The organism is Amycolatopsis sp. FDAARGOS 1241 (assembly GCF_016889705.1).
Taxonomy (GTDB): domain Bacteria; phylum Actinomycetota; class Actinomycetes; order Mycobacteriales; family Pseudonocardiaceae; genus Amycolatopsis.
Window position 1 is genome coordinate 4,524,187 of record NZ_CP069526.1, and the last position, 13,950, is coordinate 4,538,136.

At 70.5% G+C, this 13,950-nt stretch carries 13 protein-coding genes; 2 read left to right on the forward strand and 11 right to left on the reverse strand.

Features of this window, described 5'->3' with window-relative positions; translation table 11 throughout:
- Nucleotides 1-89 precede the first annotated feature (89 nt).
- The 7 genes from mmsB to I6J71_RS22370 are packed head-to-tail and all read right to left on the reverse strand — an operon-like array spanning nt 90 to nt 8,893.
- A complete protein-coding gene (gene mmsB / locus I6J71_RS22340) occupies nt 90-1,313 on the reverse strand; it encodes a multiple monosaccharide ABC transporter permease (RefSeq protein WP_204096473.1) in 1,224 nt (407 codons plus the stop codon).
- Nucleotides 1,310-2,830: a multiple monosaccharide ABC transporter ATP-binding protein gene (mmsA, locus tag I6J71_RS22345; protein WP_304503278.1), complete on the reverse strand. Its 1,521-nt coding sequence runs from the start codon at nt 2,828-2,830 to the stop codon at nt 1,310-1,312. The genes mmsB and mmsA overlap by 4 nt, the downstream gene beginning before the upstream one ends.
- The gene (gene chvE / locus I6J71_RS22350) at nt 2,827-3,927 is read right to left on the reverse strand and encodes a multiple monosaccharide ABC transporter substrate-binding protein (RefSeq protein ID WP_204096474.1); all 1,101 of its coding nucleotides are present in this window, start codon (nt 3,925-3,927) and stop codon (nt 2,827-2,829) included. The genes mmsA and chvE overlap by 4 nt, the downstream gene beginning before the upstream one ends.
- 14 nt (nt 3,928-3,941) lie before the next feature.
- The gene (gene araA / locus I6J71_RS22355; protein ID WP_204096475.1) at nt 3,942-5,447 is read right to left on the reverse strand and encodes an L-arabinose isomerase; all 1,506 of its coding nucleotides are present in this window, start codon (nt 5,445-5,447) and stop codon (nt 3,942-3,944) included.
- Nucleotides 5,448-5,467: 20 nt separating this feature from the next.
- Nucleotides 5,468-6,145, reverse strand: coding sequence for an L-ribulose-5-phosphate 4-epimerase (locus tag I6J71_RS22360; protein ID WP_204096476.1), 678 nt, complete (start codon nt 6,143-6,145; stop codon nt 5,468-5,470).
- Between the two features lie 2 nt (nt 6,146-6,147).
- On the reverse strand, nt 6,148-7,824 hold the full coding sequence (araB, locus tag I6J71_RS22365; RefSeq protein ID WP_204097187.1) for a ribulokinase: 1,677 nt from the start codon (nt 7,822-7,824) through the stop codon (nt 6,148-6,150).
- 58 nt (nt 7,825-7,882) lie between these two features.
- Complete coding sequence (locus I6J71_RS22370) at nt 7,883-8,893, reverse strand: LacI family DNA-binding transcriptional regulator (protein WP_204096477.1); 1,011 nt, start codon at nt 8,891-8,893, stop codon at nt 7,883-7,885.
- A gap of 180 nt (nt 8,894-9,073) precedes the next feature.
- Between I6J71_RS22370 and I6J71_RS22375 the strand changes: the two genes are divergently transcribed.
- The gene (locus I6J71_RS22375; RefSeq protein WP_204096478.1) at nt 9,074-9,490 is read left to right on the forward strand and encodes a VOC family protein; all 417 of its coding nucleotides are present in this window, start codon (nt 9,074-9,076) and stop codon (nt 9,488-9,490) included.
- 282 nt (nt 9,491-9,772) lie between these two features.
- Here the strand turns inward: I6J71_RS22375 and I6J71_RS22380 are convergent, their stop codons facing one another.
- Nucleotides 9,773-10,705, reverse strand: coding sequence for a universal stress protein (locus I6J71_RS22380; RefSeq protein WP_239155182.1), 933 nt, complete (start codon nt 10,703-10,705; stop codon nt 9,773-9,775).
- 690 nt (nt 10,706-11,395) lie between these two features.
- Nucleotides 11,396-11,839, reverse strand: coding sequence for a nitroreductase family deazaflavin-dependent oxidoreductase (locus I6J71_RS22385; RefSeq protein WP_239155184.1), 444 nt, complete (start codon nt 11,837-11,839; stop codon nt 11,396-11,398).
- A 130-nt stretch (nt 11,840-11,969) separates the two neighbouring features.
- Here I6J71_RS22385 and I6J71_RS22390 point away from each other — a divergent pair, with 130 nt between their 5' ends.
- Nucleotides 11,970-12,461, forward strand: a complete 492-nt coding sequence (locus tag I6J71_RS22390) for a MarR family transcriptional regulator (protein WP_204096480.1) — start codon at nt 11,970-11,972, stop codon at nt 12,459-12,461.
- A gap of 90 nt (nt 12,462-12,551) precedes the next feature.
- Here I6J71_RS22390 and I6J71_RS49860 read toward each other — a convergent pair whose 3' ends face one another.
- Together I6J71_RS49860 and I6J71_RS22395 are read right to left on the reverse strand one after the other, a co-directional pair.
- Nucleotides 12,552-12,680, reverse strand: a complete 129-nt coding sequence (locus I6J71_RS49860; RefSeq protein WP_255570922.1) for a hypothetical protein — start codon at nt 12,678-12,680, stop codon at nt 12,552-12,554.
- Nucleotides 12,649-13,344, reverse strand: coding sequence for an SDR family NAD(P)-dependent oxidoreductase (locus I6J71_RS22395; RefSeq protein WP_239155186.1), 696 nt, complete (start codon nt 13,342-13,344; stop codon nt 12,649-12,651). The genes I6J71_RS49860 and I6J71_RS22395 overlap by 32 nt, the downstream gene beginning before the upstream one ends.
- Nucleotides 13,345-13,950 lie beyond the last annotated feature (606 nt).

Below are 13,950 nucleotides of genomic sequence, written 5' to 3' on the forward strand. Positions count from 1 at the left end.
GTCCTGATCGCTCGCCCGGGCTACCCGAAGCAGTGGGTTTCACCATGAGCAGCTCGGCCGCCAATCCTGACGGCCGAGCGCCGTTCCCCCTACGCGGTACCCCGGCGTTTGGTCCAGATGTCGTAGGCCACGGCGGCGAGCAGGACCACGCCCTTCACCAGCATCACCCGCTCGCTCGGTGCGCCGATCAGCGACATGCCGTTGTTGATCACCGCCATGATCAGGCCGCCGGTGATCGCGCCGACGACTTTGCCCACGCCGCCCTGGACGGCCGCGCCGCCGATGAACGCGGCGGCGATCGCGTCGAGTTCGAAGTTGACGCCGGCCGTGGGGCCGGCCTGGTTGAGCCGGCCGGCGAAGATGATGCCCGCCAGGGCGGCCAGCACGCCCATGTTCATGAAGATCCAAAACGCCACCGACTTGACCTTGACGCCCGACAGGGTGGCCGCCTGGAGGTTGCCGCCGACGGCGTAGATGTGGCGGCCGAAGACGGAGCGGCCGGCGACGAGCGAGTAGCCCACCACGAGCACCGCGAGCAGGATCAGGACCCACGGCAGGTTCTTGAACCGCGCGAGCTGCACGACCACCGCGAGCACCAGCACGGCGGCCCCGGCGACCTTCGCGACGAACACCGGGTACGGGTCCACCTCCTGGCCGTAGCCGAGCCGCGCGGAGCGTTTGCGCTGCTGGGTCACGGCGATCGCCGCGACGGTGAGCACGCCGACGAGCAGGCTCACGAGATCGGCGCCGCCGAGGGGGCCGAGGCCGATGTTGCCGAGGTAGCCGTCGGTGAACCCGTTGGACAACGTCCGGATCGCGTCGGGGAACGGGCCGATGCCCTGGTTCCCGAGCACTGTCAGCGTCAGGGCGCGGAACGCCAGCATCCCGGCCAGCGTCACGATGAACGCCGGGATGCCGAAGTACGCGACCCAGTACCCCTGCCACGCCCCGATCACCGCGCCCGTCACCAAGGTGATGAGCACCGCGAGCGGCCACGGCACGTGCAGGTTCACCATGAGCACCGCGGAGACGGCGCCGGTCATCGCGACCACGGATCCGGCCGACAGGTCGATGTGGCCGGAGATGATCACGAGGATCATGCCGATCGCGAGGATCAGCACGTAGGAGTTCTGCACGATGATGTTCGAGATGTTCTGCGGCTCCAGCAGCGCGCCGCCGGTGAGCACCTCGAACAACACCACGATCAGGGCGAAGGCGACGTAGATCCCGCTCTGGCGCGGGTTGATCGAGATCCGCCGCCCCGGCGTCGCGACCGGGGGCCGAGCGGTCCGCGGAGTGTCCGTTGTGGTCATTGCCGTTCCTTCGTCATGTACTGCATCAGCAGCTCCTGGGTGGCGTCCGTGCGGGCGACCTCACCGGTCACCCGGCCCGCGGACAGCGCGTAGATCCGGTCGCAAAGCCCGAGCAACTCCGGCAGTTCCGAGCTGATGACCAGCACGGCCTTCCCCTGCGCCGCAAGGGAGTTGATGATCGTGTAGATCTCGAACTTCGCGCCGACGTCGATGCCGCGGGTCGGCTCGTCGAGGATCAGCACGTCGGGATCGGTGAAGATCCACTTGGCGAGCACCACCTTCTGCTGATTGCCGCCCGAGAGCTTCCCGGTCACGCTGCGCACGTTCGGCGCCTTGATCCGCAGGTCCCGGCGGAACCGCGCGGCCGTGTCGTGCTCGGCGTGCTCGTCGACCCAGCCGCGGCGCGCCAGCTTCGCCAGCCCGGCAGCCGAAATGTTGCGCTGGACGTCCTCGATCAGGTTCAGCCCGTAGCGCTTGCGGTCCTCGGTGGCGTACGCGATGCCGTGGCGGACGGCGTCGCGGACCGACCGGACGTCGATCGGCACGCCGTCCTTGATCAGCCGGCCCGAGATACCGGTGCCGTACGAGCGCCCGAACACGCTCATCGCGAGCTCCGTCCGGCCCGCGCCCATGAGCCCGGCCAGGCCGACCACCTCCCCGCGCCGAAGCGTGAGGTTGGCGTGGTCGACGACAACCCGGCCGGGCTGGGTGGGGCTGTGCACGGTCCAGTCCTCGATCCGCAGCACCTCGGCGCCGACGTCGGGCACTCGCGGCGGGAACCGGTGCTCGAGGTCGCGCCCGACCATGCCGGTGATCAGCCGCTCCTCGGTGAGCCCCGCCGCGTCGAGGGTTTCGATCGTCCGGCCGTCGCGCAGGATCGTGACGGTGTCGGCGATCGCGATCACCTCACCCAGCTTGTGCGAGATGATCACGCACGTCACGCCCTCGTCGCGCAGCCCGCGCAGCAGGCCGAGCAGGTGCTCCGAATCGTCGTCGTTGAGCGCGGCGGTCGGCTCGTCGAGGATGAGCAGCCGCACCTGCTTCGACAGCGCTTTGGCGATCTCCACGAGCTGCTGCTTGCCCACGCCGAGGTCGCGCACCGGCGTGACGGGGTTCTCCGCGAGGCCGACGCGCCGCAACAGCTCGCCGGCCTCGTGGTTGGTGCGGTTCCAGTCGACGAACCCGCGCCGCGCCCGCTCGTTGCCGAGGAAGATGTTCTCCGCGATCGACAGCTGTCCGCACAGCGCGAGCTCCTGGTGGATGATCACGATCCCCCGGCGCTCGCTGTCGCGCACCGAGCCGAACTCGCACTCCTCGCCGTCGAACCGGATCTCCCCGTCGTAACTGCCGTGCGGGTGCACGCCGGAGAGCACCTTCATCAGGGTCGACTTCCCGGCGCCGTTCTCCCCGCAGATCGCGTGGATTTCCCCGCGGCGCACGGAAAGGGTGACGTCGGCGAGCGCGGTGACCCCGGGGAAGGTCTTGGTGATCCCGCGCATACCGAGAAGTTCGGTCACTTCAGCTGCCCCGCGGTGTAGTAGCCGGAGTCCACGAGTTCCTTCTGGTAGTTGGACTTGTCCACGACCACGGGCTGCAGCAGGTACGACGGGACGACCTTGTTCCCGTTGTCGTAGTCGGTGGTGTTGTTGACTTGCGGCTTGGCGCCCTTGAGGATCGTGTCGGCCATTTTCACCGTGACGTCGGCGAGCTTGCGGGTGTCCTTGAACACCGTCGAGTACTGCTCGCCGGCGATGATGGACTTGACCGACGCGACCTCGGCGTCCTGGCCGGTGACCACGGGGTAGGGCTGCCCGGCGGTGCCGTAGCCGTTGCTCTTGAGCGCCGAGAGGATGCCGATCGACAGCCCGTCGTAGGGCGAGAGCACGCCGTCGACCTTCGCGCCGCCGGTGTAGGTCTTGGTGAGCAGGTCTTCCATGCGCCGCTGCGCGGTGGCCGGGTCCCAGCGCAGGATCGCGGTCGGCGCGAACGTCGTCTGGCCGCTCTTGACCACGAGTTTGCCGCTGTCCATGAGCGGCTTTAGCACGGACATGGCGCCGTTGAAGAAGAACGTCGCGTTGTTGTCGTCGGGAGAGCCGCCGAACAGCTCGATGTTGAACGGGCCCGGCCCGCTGCCGAGGCCCTCGACCAGCGAGTTCGCCTGCTCGACGCCGACCTTGAAGTTGTCGAAGGTCGCGTAGTAGTCGACGTTCGGGCTGTTGCGGATGAGCCGGTCGTAGGCGATGACCGGGATCTTGTGGTCGGCCGCTTCCTGCAGCTGGGTGGTGATTGCGGTGCCGTCGATCGAGGCGATCACGAGCAGCTTGGCGCCCTTGGTGATCTGGTTCTCGATCTGGTTGACCTGCGTGGGGATGTCGTTCTCGGCGTACTGCAGGTCGACTTTGTACCCCAGCTTCTCCAGCGCGGACTTGATGTTGTCGCCGTCGTGGATCCAGCGCTCCGACGACTTCGTCGGCATCGTGACCCCGACGAGCGCGCCGGCCGACGAGCCGGGCGCCGGAGCCTGGTCGGCCGTTTTGACGCTGGAACCGCACGCGGCCAGCGTCAGGACCAGTGCGGCGGCGGCGGTTACTCGGATCCCTCGGATGAACTTCATTGTTCGTGCTCCTTTCAGAAGCCCTGGGCGAGCCGGTAGTAGGCCTGGTTCCAGCGGATCCGGTCGGCGAATCCGGTGTTGGTGGTGTCGGCGTCGATGGTCAGGAGCTCGACACCGAGCAGGTCCGCGAAGTCGCGGATCGTTTCGACGGGCACCGCCTGGGTCAGCACGGTGTGGTGCGGGGCCCCGGCGGTGATCCAGGACTCCGCGGAAGTGGCGAGTGAGGGCGCGGGCCGCCAGACCGCGCGGGCGACGGGCAGGCTGAGCAGCGGCTCGTCGGGCGCGACGACGTCGATCGTGTTGGCCACCAGCCGGAACCGGTCGCCGAGGTCGGCCAGGCCGAGGACGACACCAGGCCCGGGCGCGGCGTCGAACACAAGCCGGACCGGGTCCTCGCGCCCGCCGATGCCGAGCGGGTGGATCTCGCACGACGGGCGCGCGGCGGCGATGCTCGGACAGACTTCGAGCATGTGCGCGCCGAGGATTTTCGCCTCCCCCGGCCCGAAGTGGTAGGTGTAGTCCTCCATGAACGACGTGCCGCGGCCGGTGCCGGTGCCCATCGCCTTCACCGCGGCGAGCAGGGCGGAGGTCTTCCAGTCGCCTTCGCCCCCGAACCCGTAGCCGTCGGCCATCAGCCGTTGCACCGCCAGGCCCGGCAGCTGCCGCAGCCCGCCGAGGTCCTCGAAGTTCGTGGTGAACGCGCCGAAACCGCCGGCGGTGAGGAACCGGCGCAGCCCGAGCTCGACCTTCGCCGCGTAGCGCAGCGATTCGTGCCGCGCGCCGCCCACCGCGAGTTCCGGCACGACGCCGTAGGAATCGGCGTATTCGGCGACGAGCGCGGAAGTGTCCGCTTCGGATACCCCGTCGACGAGCTCGACCAGGTCGTTCACGCCGTAGGTGTTGACCGAGACACCGAAGCGCAGCTCCGCTTCGACCTTGTCCCCCTCCGTGACTGCGACGTCGCGCATGTTGTCCCCGAAGCGGGCCAGCCGCAGCCCGCGCAGGTGGTCGGCGCCGATCGCAGCCCGCAGCCACGCGTCGATCCGCTCCACGACCACGCGGTCGCCCGCGTGCCCCGCCACGGTCTTGCGCGGCACGGCGAGCCGGGTCAGCACGTGCCCGAACTCGCGGTCGCCGTGCGCGGCCTGGTTGAGGTTCATGAAGTCCATGTCGATGCTGCGCCACGGCAGCGCCTCGTTGAGCTGGGTGTGCAGGTGCAGCAACGGTTTGCGCAGCGCGTCCAGCCCGCCGATCCACATCTTCGCGGGCGAGAAGGTGTGCATCCAGGCGATCACTCCGACGCAGGAGGCATCGGCGCTGGCTTCGAGCAGCACCCGGCGGATCGCCGAAGCGTCGGTCAGCACTGGTTTCCCGACGAGCTCCGCCGAGAGCCGGCCGGAGGCGGCCAGCAGCCGCTGGATCTCCAGCGACTGGCCGGCGACCTGCTCGAGCGTCTCCTCGCCGTAGAGCGCCTGGCTCCCCGTGAGGAACCAGACCTGGGGTTTGTTCTGGGAAGGCATCTTTCTCCTGTCGGGTGGGCTCAGCGCTGGCCGTAGACGTTCTGGTAGCGCGCGTAGAGACGGTCGACGTCGTCAGCCGGCAGCGGCGCGGGCACGCCGAGTTCGAACGCCTTGTGGACGGTCCGGGCGACGTCCTCCACCAGCACCGCGGCCTTCACCGCGTCGCGCGCCGTGCGACCGACGGTGAACGGGCCGTGGTTGCGCATGAGCACCGCCGGGGATCGGCTGGCGCGCAACGTCTCGACGATGCCGCGGCCGATGGAGTCGTCGCCGATCAGCGCAAACGGGCCCACCGGGATCTCGCCGCCGAACTCGTCGGCGATCATCGTGAGCACGCACGGGATGGGCTCACCGCGCGCCGCCCACGCGGTCGCGTAGGTGGAGTGGGTGTGCACGACGCCGCCGACCTCGGGCAGGTGCCGGTAGACGTAGGCGTGGGCGGCCGTGTCGGACGAGGGCGCGAGGTCGCCGTGCTGAAGCCGCCCGTGCAGGTCGGTGACGACCATCGTGTCCCCCGACAGCTCGTCGTAGGACACCCCGGACGGTTTGATCACCATCAGGTCGCGCCCGGGCACGCGCGCCGAGACGTTGCCCGCGGTCCAGGCGACCAGCTCGTTGCGGGTGAGCTCGCCGTGCAGGTCCGCGACGGTCCGGCGCAGTTCGGTGACGGTGCCGAGCAGTTCGTCGGTCAGCGACATGGTCAGGGCTGTCCTTTCCGGACGGTGGTCGTGGCTGCCCGGCGGCGCGCCGCGAGGCGGTGCAGCACGGCGCTGCCGCCCCGGCCGAAGTGGTCGTGCAGTTCGCGGTAGTCGGCGTAGAGCCGGTCGTACGCGGCGGCGTGGTCGGGCACCGGCTGGTACACCCCGCGCCGGACCGAGCCCATCGCGCGGGCCGCCGCGGTGATGTCCGGGTAGGCGCCCGCCGCCACGGCCGCGTGGATGGCCGAGCCGAGCGCCGGCCCCTGCGCCGAGCCGATCACCGACAGCGGCAGGTTCACCACGTCGGCGTAGAGCTGCATGAGGAAGGCGTTGCGGATCAGCCCGCCGGCCACCACGAGCTCGGTGACCGGCACACCGGAGTCCTGGAAGGCCTCGATGATCGTGCGAGTGCCGAACGCGGTCGCCTCCAGCAGGGCGCGGTAGGTGTCCTCGGCGCGCGTGGCGAGCGTCTGGCCGAGGACCACGCCGGAGAGCTCGTGGTCCACCAGCACCGATCGGTTGCCGCTGTGCCAGTCGAGCGCCAGCAGCCCGTGTGCCCCGATGTCCTGGTAGGCGGCCAGCTCGGTGAGGTGCTCGTGCAGCGTGACGCCCGAGCGGCGCGCGTCCTCGTGGTAGCTCGGCGGGACACCGTGGTCGACGAACCAGGCGAAGATGTCACCGACGCCGCTCTGCCCGGCTTCGTAACCCCACAGCCCGGGCACGATCCCGCCGTCGACGACGCCGCACATGCCCGGGACTTCGCGCAGCTCTTCGGCGTTGAGCACGTGACAGGTCGAAGTGCCCATGATCGCGACCATGCGGCCGGGCTCGACGGCTTGCGCCGCGGGCGCGGTGACGTGCGCGTCGACGTTGCCGACCGCGACCGCGATGCCCTCGGGCAGCCCGGTCCACGCCGCGGCTTCGGCGGTGAGTGAGCCGGCGCGGTCGCCGAGGCGGCCGAGCGGGTGGTCGAGCTTGGCCGTGACGAAGTCGCCGAAGGCGGGGTTCAGCTCGCGCAGGAAGTCGGCGCTCGGGTACTCACCGTCCTGGAGGAGGCCTTTGTACCCGGCGGTGCAGGCGTTGCGGACGTAGGTCCCGGTGAGCTGCCAGACGATCCAGTCGGCGAGCTCGACCCAGTGCGCGGTCGCCGCGTAGACGGCCGGGGCCTCTTCGAGCACCTGCAGCGCTTTGGCGAACTCCCACTCCGACGAGATCAGGCCGCCGTAACGGGGCAGCCACTTCTCCGCGCGTTGCCGGGCCAGCTCGGTGATCCGGTCGGCTTGGGGCTGGGCGGCGTGGTGGCGCCAGAGCTTCACGTACGCGTGGGGCTCGCGCTCGAACTCCGGCAGTGCGCAGAGCGGCGTTCCGTCCACAGTGGTCGGCACGACCGTGCAGGCGGTGAAGTCCGTGCCGATCCCGATGACGTGTGCGGGATTCACCCCCGAGACCTCGAGGGCGGCGGGGACGGCGGTGCGCAGGACCCCGAGGTAGTCCGCCGGGACCTGCAGCGCCCAGTCCGGTGGCAGCGGTTCCCCGGTTGCGGGCAGATTCCGGTCGACGACGCCGTGCGGGTACTCGTACACGGCGCTGCCCAGTTCGGCGCCGTCACGGACCCGCACGACGACCGCGCGGCCGGACAGCGTGCCGAAGTCGATGCCGACGGTCAGCGGGTCGTGAATGTTAGCGTTAACATTTGCCTGGTGCGGGGACACGGGGTTCTCCTTCGGTGGGGACCGGTCAGCGCGGTCCGGTGCTCTCCCGGACGATCAGCTCGGGCTCGACCAGGTACCGGGCGTCCTGGTCACCTCCGCTCATCCGCTCGGTCAGCAAGCCGAACGTGCGCCGGCCGACCTCGATGAAGTCCTGGCGCACCGTGGTCAGCGGCGGTGTGAAGTACGCGGCTTCGGGTACGTCGTCGAAACCCGCGACATGCACGTCCCCCGGCACCGCGATGCCGGTTTCGGTGAACGCGCGCAGCAGCCCCAGCGCCATCTGGTCGTTGGCGGCGAACACGGCGTCCAGCCCGCGCCGCTTGGCCAGCGTCCGTCCCGCGGCGTAGCCGGACGCCGGGCTCCAATCGCCCCGGATGACCGGCGGTACCTCGGCGCCGTGGCGTTGCAGGGTTTCGCGCCAGCCGCGTTCGCGGTCGAGCGCCTCCAGCCAATCCTCGGGCCCGGCGACGTGCCACACGGTGCGGTGCCCGAGCGCCAGCAGGTGCTCGGTCGCCCGGCGCGCCCCGTCGTACTGGTCCACGGAGATCACCGGCACCGGCGCGGCCGCGCCACCGCCGACGGCCACCACCGGCACCGCCGCGGGGATCCCCGCCAGCGCGCGCCCGGCCGTCACGTGCGGCGCGATCACGACGATGCCTTCCACGGCTTGGCGCCGCAGGCTCTCCACGGCGTCCGCGATGGACGAGCGCCCCGGCCGGCTCACGCTCGAGATGGTGATCGCGTACCCGGCTTCCCGCGCGGCGTTCTCGATGCCGTGCAGTGTGCTCGCCGGTCCGTACAAGTTGGACTCCAGCGCGACGACGCCGAGCGTGCCGGAGCGCCCCGTGACGAGCGCCCGCGCCGCCGAGTTGGGCCGGTACCCCAGCTCCTCCACGGCGGCCAGTACCCGCGCCCGAGTCTCCGGCCGCACGGGCCCGGTGCCGTTGATGACCCGCGAGACGGTCATGTGCGAGACGCCCGCGAGCCCGGCCACGTCGGTCAGGCTCGCCTGCCGTTCGCCCGCCGGTCCTGCCACACCGTCACCGCCCTCCGGGTGTCCTGCGTCACTCGTTCAGGCGAACAGTGTTAGCGATAACAGCAGAGCGGTCAAGGCCTGGCTCGGTCACGGACCGGTCTCGGGCTCGCCGGCGGAGGATGACTCCGCGTCGCCCGCCGCCGTAGGCTGACGCGCACCAACCCCACGCGAGGAGCAGCTATGCCCGGGCCGCTCGATGCCGCGCGCGCGATCACCAAACTTCCCGCCCAGGACCTGGCCCGGGCGCGGCAGTTCTACCGCGACCGCTTGGGCCTCGAACCCGTCGAGGAGCGCGCGGGCGGACTTCGCTACGTGTGCGGCGAGACGGAGTTCCATGTGTTCCAGTCGACCGGAGCCGCGTCGGGCGCTTCCACGCAGATCGGCTTCGAGGTCGACGACATCGACGCGGTTGTCACCGACCTCCGCGCCCGCGGGGTGCGGTTCGAGCCCTTCGACATCGCCGGTTTCGACGTGCGGGACGACATCGTCACCGTGCCCGGCCACTATCCGAGCAAAGGCATCGCCGAGCGGGGCGCATTCTTCCGCGACAGCGAGGGCAATCTTCTGGCGATCGGGCAGGCGATCCACAGCGCGTGAAGGGGGACATGTCCGCCACACCGTCGGCACCGGCGGCGAACACGAACTGCTCGACCCGCGGCTGTTCACGTCGCTGACTCCACTGGGCCTGCACCGGGGCGTCGCTGAAAACCTCGCGCTCTCGCGCACCCACTACCTGAACGTCGTCCCCGCGCGGCGCCGACCAACCGGCGGGTGGCTCCCGTGACCGCGCAAGGTCGACGTCGCCGCCTGGGGGTCCCTCAAACGCTGAGCCGGGGCCATCGTCGGCCGGGCCAAAGCCGGGTGGCGGGGAATGCGGGATCAGTCCTCGTTCGTCGAGTCCGTCCGTTTGCCCCGTACGACCACCACCGGGCACAGTGCGTGGGCGATCACGGTCTGGCTGGTCGAGCCCAGGGCCAAGCCGGCGAGACCGCCGCGGCCGCGGCTGCCGACGACGAGCAGCTGGGCCCGGTCGGCCCAGTCGAGGAGGCCCTCGGCGGGCTTTTCCTTGACCACCAGGCGCTCGACGTGGACGTCGGGGTACTTCTCCTGCCAGCCGGCGAGGCGTTCGGCGAGGAGTTCGTGTTCGTGTGCCTCGATGGCCTGGCGGTCGGTCTTCCAGCCGCGTTCCTCGAACACGCCGGCGAGGAACGCTTCGTGCCAGCAGTGGATCGCGAGAAGCGGCGCGCGCCGCCACGAGGCCTCTTCAAACGCGAGGGTGATCGCTTCCTCACCGGTCTCCGTGCCGTCGACGCCGAGCACGATCGGTCCGTCGGCAGGCGGCGCGTCCTCCCCCGCGTGCGGCCGGACGAACGCGACCGGGCACTCGGCGTGCGCCGCGAGGGCCACCGACACCGAGCCCAGCACGATCCCCCGGACACGGTGCAGCCCCGGCGTGCCCAGCACCAGCATGGCCGCCCCGGCCGACTCGGCGCGCAACGCCTCGGCCGGCTGCTCGAGCCGCAGGACCACCTCCACGGCCACGCCGGGCGCGACCTCTGCCGCCGCGTCCTGCGCCAGCCCGAGCAGCCGCTGCCCGCGCTCCCCGACGAGCAGCTGGGCGTCCTCGTAGGTGGCCGTCGCGTGTGGGTACTCCACCGGGATCTCGTCGATGCCGTGCACGAGCCGCAGGCCGCGCCCGCGCTCGCGCGCCATGCGCGCCGCCCAGCGCACCGCCATGAGGGACGCGTCGTTCTCGTCGATTCCGACAACCAAGTCGGTGTTCACCACGGCCTTCCCCACCTTCGTCGGCACTCGGCCCCGAAGCGTAATCATGCGCGACCACACCGGGGAGGGCCGGCAGACCTGCTCACCGAGGGACTTTCGTCCACCCTCGATGCCCCCCGCACATCCGCACAGGCCGGTAGGCCAACCGGCTCGCGCGAGTCGGCTACGAGGCGCACTTGGTCGGCCGCCAGTCCCCGATCCGGCGTCACCACCGGGCACGATAGCGACGGGGCACCGGGCGCGGTGGCTGGTCATTCTCGGCGTAATACTTTCACAGCCTCGTCGCGGGACCGGAGGGCCAGGCCGAGAGTCCGCACAGGACATCAGCAGGGCGACGGGCGTGAGTCGGTACCCGCCCTCATCCGTTTCGCGCCCGCCGCCGCGGCCGCGCCGATCACCGGCATCACCGCGAAGGCGAGCACGAGGCGCGGCGCAGACCCGACAGCCATGCGCGCAGCCGCAGTCGCTTCACCGCTTCACCACAAAGTCATTATTCACAGTGGACGGATCCACCGCCGGTCAGCGGCGATCATGGAGCACAACCATGACACTTCACCACGCTGCCGCGGGATTGTGCGGAACCATCGACCTCCGGTCCGCCGGGATGCTGAGCTCCGATGTGGACTCGTCCTGGCAGAGACCCCGTCTCGCCCCGGGCGGGGTGCTCCTGCACCGACACCGGCGACCGCAGCTGAACCGCCTGCCCCGGCGCACCAATCAAGCCGGTTCGACGCGAAACACCGCAATCCGCTCTGCCGCCGCGGCCACTGCGTCCGGTGAGGGTCCCCCGGCCAGCCCCGTGGTCACGAAGCGCTTCCCGACGCTCGCCGGGCTCCCGGCTACGAGCCGGCGCAACAAGGGCCGCCGGGCTTCCAACGGGACTTCGACCAGGCGAGCCGTCGTGGATTTCCGTCCGCGCTGCAGCGTGACGGTGTCCGCGGCGCGCGCGTTCGCCACCCACGCGGCCTTCGGGAAGGCTTGGAAGATGTAGCGGCCCCCGTCGAGTTCGTTGACCGCGATGGGGAAGGTTCGCGGCAGGCCGGTGCGCCGGCCCCGAACGGTGAGCAGCTGCATCGGCCCGAACGCGATCCCGACGCGCTGCAGTCCGGCGATGAACTTGTTGATCGTGTTGACCATCCGGCGATGGCTGTTCGTCTCCATGGCGTCCACCGTACCCGAACTTATACGAGTTTCATATCATCTCCGACTCATAGCATCCTCCTGATCACACGCCGGCCGGGGCGCGATAAGATACGGAACCCATACGAACCCGGACACGGAAGCGGAGCACATGAGCCCAGCAGCCGATCGGGGCGCGGCGCGGCGGCGCCGGCGGCTCACGGTCGCGGTCAAGGACGCGTTCCGCGACGTGAACATCCAGCTCTCGCTGCTCAACCGGAGATTCGGCGGCCGCGTGGAGCTGCGCGAGTCCGACTGGACCTGCCTGGACTTCATCAACCGACACGGACCCGTGACGCCGACCGAACTCGCGCGGCGCACCGGGCTGCACCCGGCGACCCTGACCGGCATCCTGGACCGGCTGCAGAAGAGCGGCTGGATCGTCCGGGAGCGCGATCCCGAAGCCGCCGACCGCCGCGCCGTCACGCTGCGCGGCGTACGCGAGCGCAACGCCGAGCTCTACCAGGTCTTCGCCGGCATGAACACCCGCATGGACGATCTGTGCGCGCGCTACACCGAAGCCGAACTGGAAGTGATCACCGACTTTCTCCTCCGCACCGCAGCGGCCGGCCAGGCATCGGCCGAGGAACTCGCGCAGGACTGACCAGGCCACGGCGCCTGGCTGCGCCCATCGGGTGAGCAGAACTGCTGCGCTCCGACAGCCGGGATACGTGATCGTCACAAAACCCGGCGTTCAGAGCGCTTTGATCGTGCGTCCGTCGATGAAGTGGCCGGCGCCAGTGATGTTGCCGGCGACCTCGGACAGGAGGAAGACGATCAACGCCACCACTTCACGCGGCTCGGTGATCCGCCCGCTCATCATGCCGAACGCCCTGGGGATCCGTTCGACGAAGGCGGCGTGGTCGAGACCGGAGCAGGCGGCGGCCTGACTGCCGTAGCCGCGGGCGGCTTCCCACAGGCCGTGCGAGCCGCGCCCGGCGACACCGCGTTGACGCGCACGCCCTGCGGCCTGAATTCCTCGGCCAGGGATTCCCCCACGCCGTCAGGGCCGCTTCGGCCGCGCTGTACGCGATGGGTCCCGCCGCGGGAAGCCGCGAGTTGAGGGACGAGACAGTGACGACGGAGCCCCTCCGCGAGAGCAAGCTGTCCGTCGCGGCGCGGGTGACGCGGACGGCGCTGAAGAGGTTCAGCTCGAACACCTGGCGCCACGGCTCGTCGGAGACTTCGCGAAAGCCCGCCAACTCCACCGGCTCGCTGCCCCCGACGTTGTTCACGAGGAGGTCGACACCGCCGAGTTCGGCGACCGCGCGCCGGACGAACTCGGCGGCCCCGTCCGCACTTCGCAAGCCGGCCGCGATCGCCACCGCACCCGACTCCGTGAGCTCCGGGGTGATGGTGCGCGCCGCACCGGCCACGCGAGCACCCTCCTCGGGCAGCGCGCGCACGGTCGCCAGTCCGATCCCCTGCTCGCCCCGGCGACGATCGCGGTCTTCCCCGCGAGATCGACTTTCATCGACTCCTCCCACACCGGGGCTCAGAGCGAGGCGATCGTGGCGTCGACGACCCGGAGCAGCCGTTCGCGCCCGTCGGGCAGCCGGGCCAGTATTCGCAGCCCCACCACCGTGGTGAGCAACCTGCTCGCCACCGCCCGGGCATCCCGATCTCACCCGCGCGCCGGCCTGCTTCGACCGCGGCGCGGAAAGCCTCCTCGCTGCGGTCGAACATCCAGCCGACCAGCCCGGGGGCCACCGCATCGGCACCGGCCAGCTCCGCGGCCGTGTTGACCGCGAGGCACCCTCGGCGCTCGGGATCGGGCAGATCCATCTCGACCAGCGCGCAGATCGCCCGGCGCAGCCGCTCCCGCACCGGGCCCGGCTCACCGAGCACGTCGATCAGCGACGGCACCTGGCTCTGCCGGTAGCGCCCCAGCGCCTGCTCGAACAGGCCGTGCTCGCTGCCGACCGCGTGGAGAGACTGCCCTTGCCGATCCCCAGCGCGTCGACGAGGTCGTGGGGCGTCGTAGCGCATAACCCTGCCGCCAGAAATTCTCCATCGCCCGCGCCACGGCGACCTCCGGATTGACTGCTTGGGCCTGCCCACGGAATGACCGCAGCGCAGTTTCCTACCTTGCG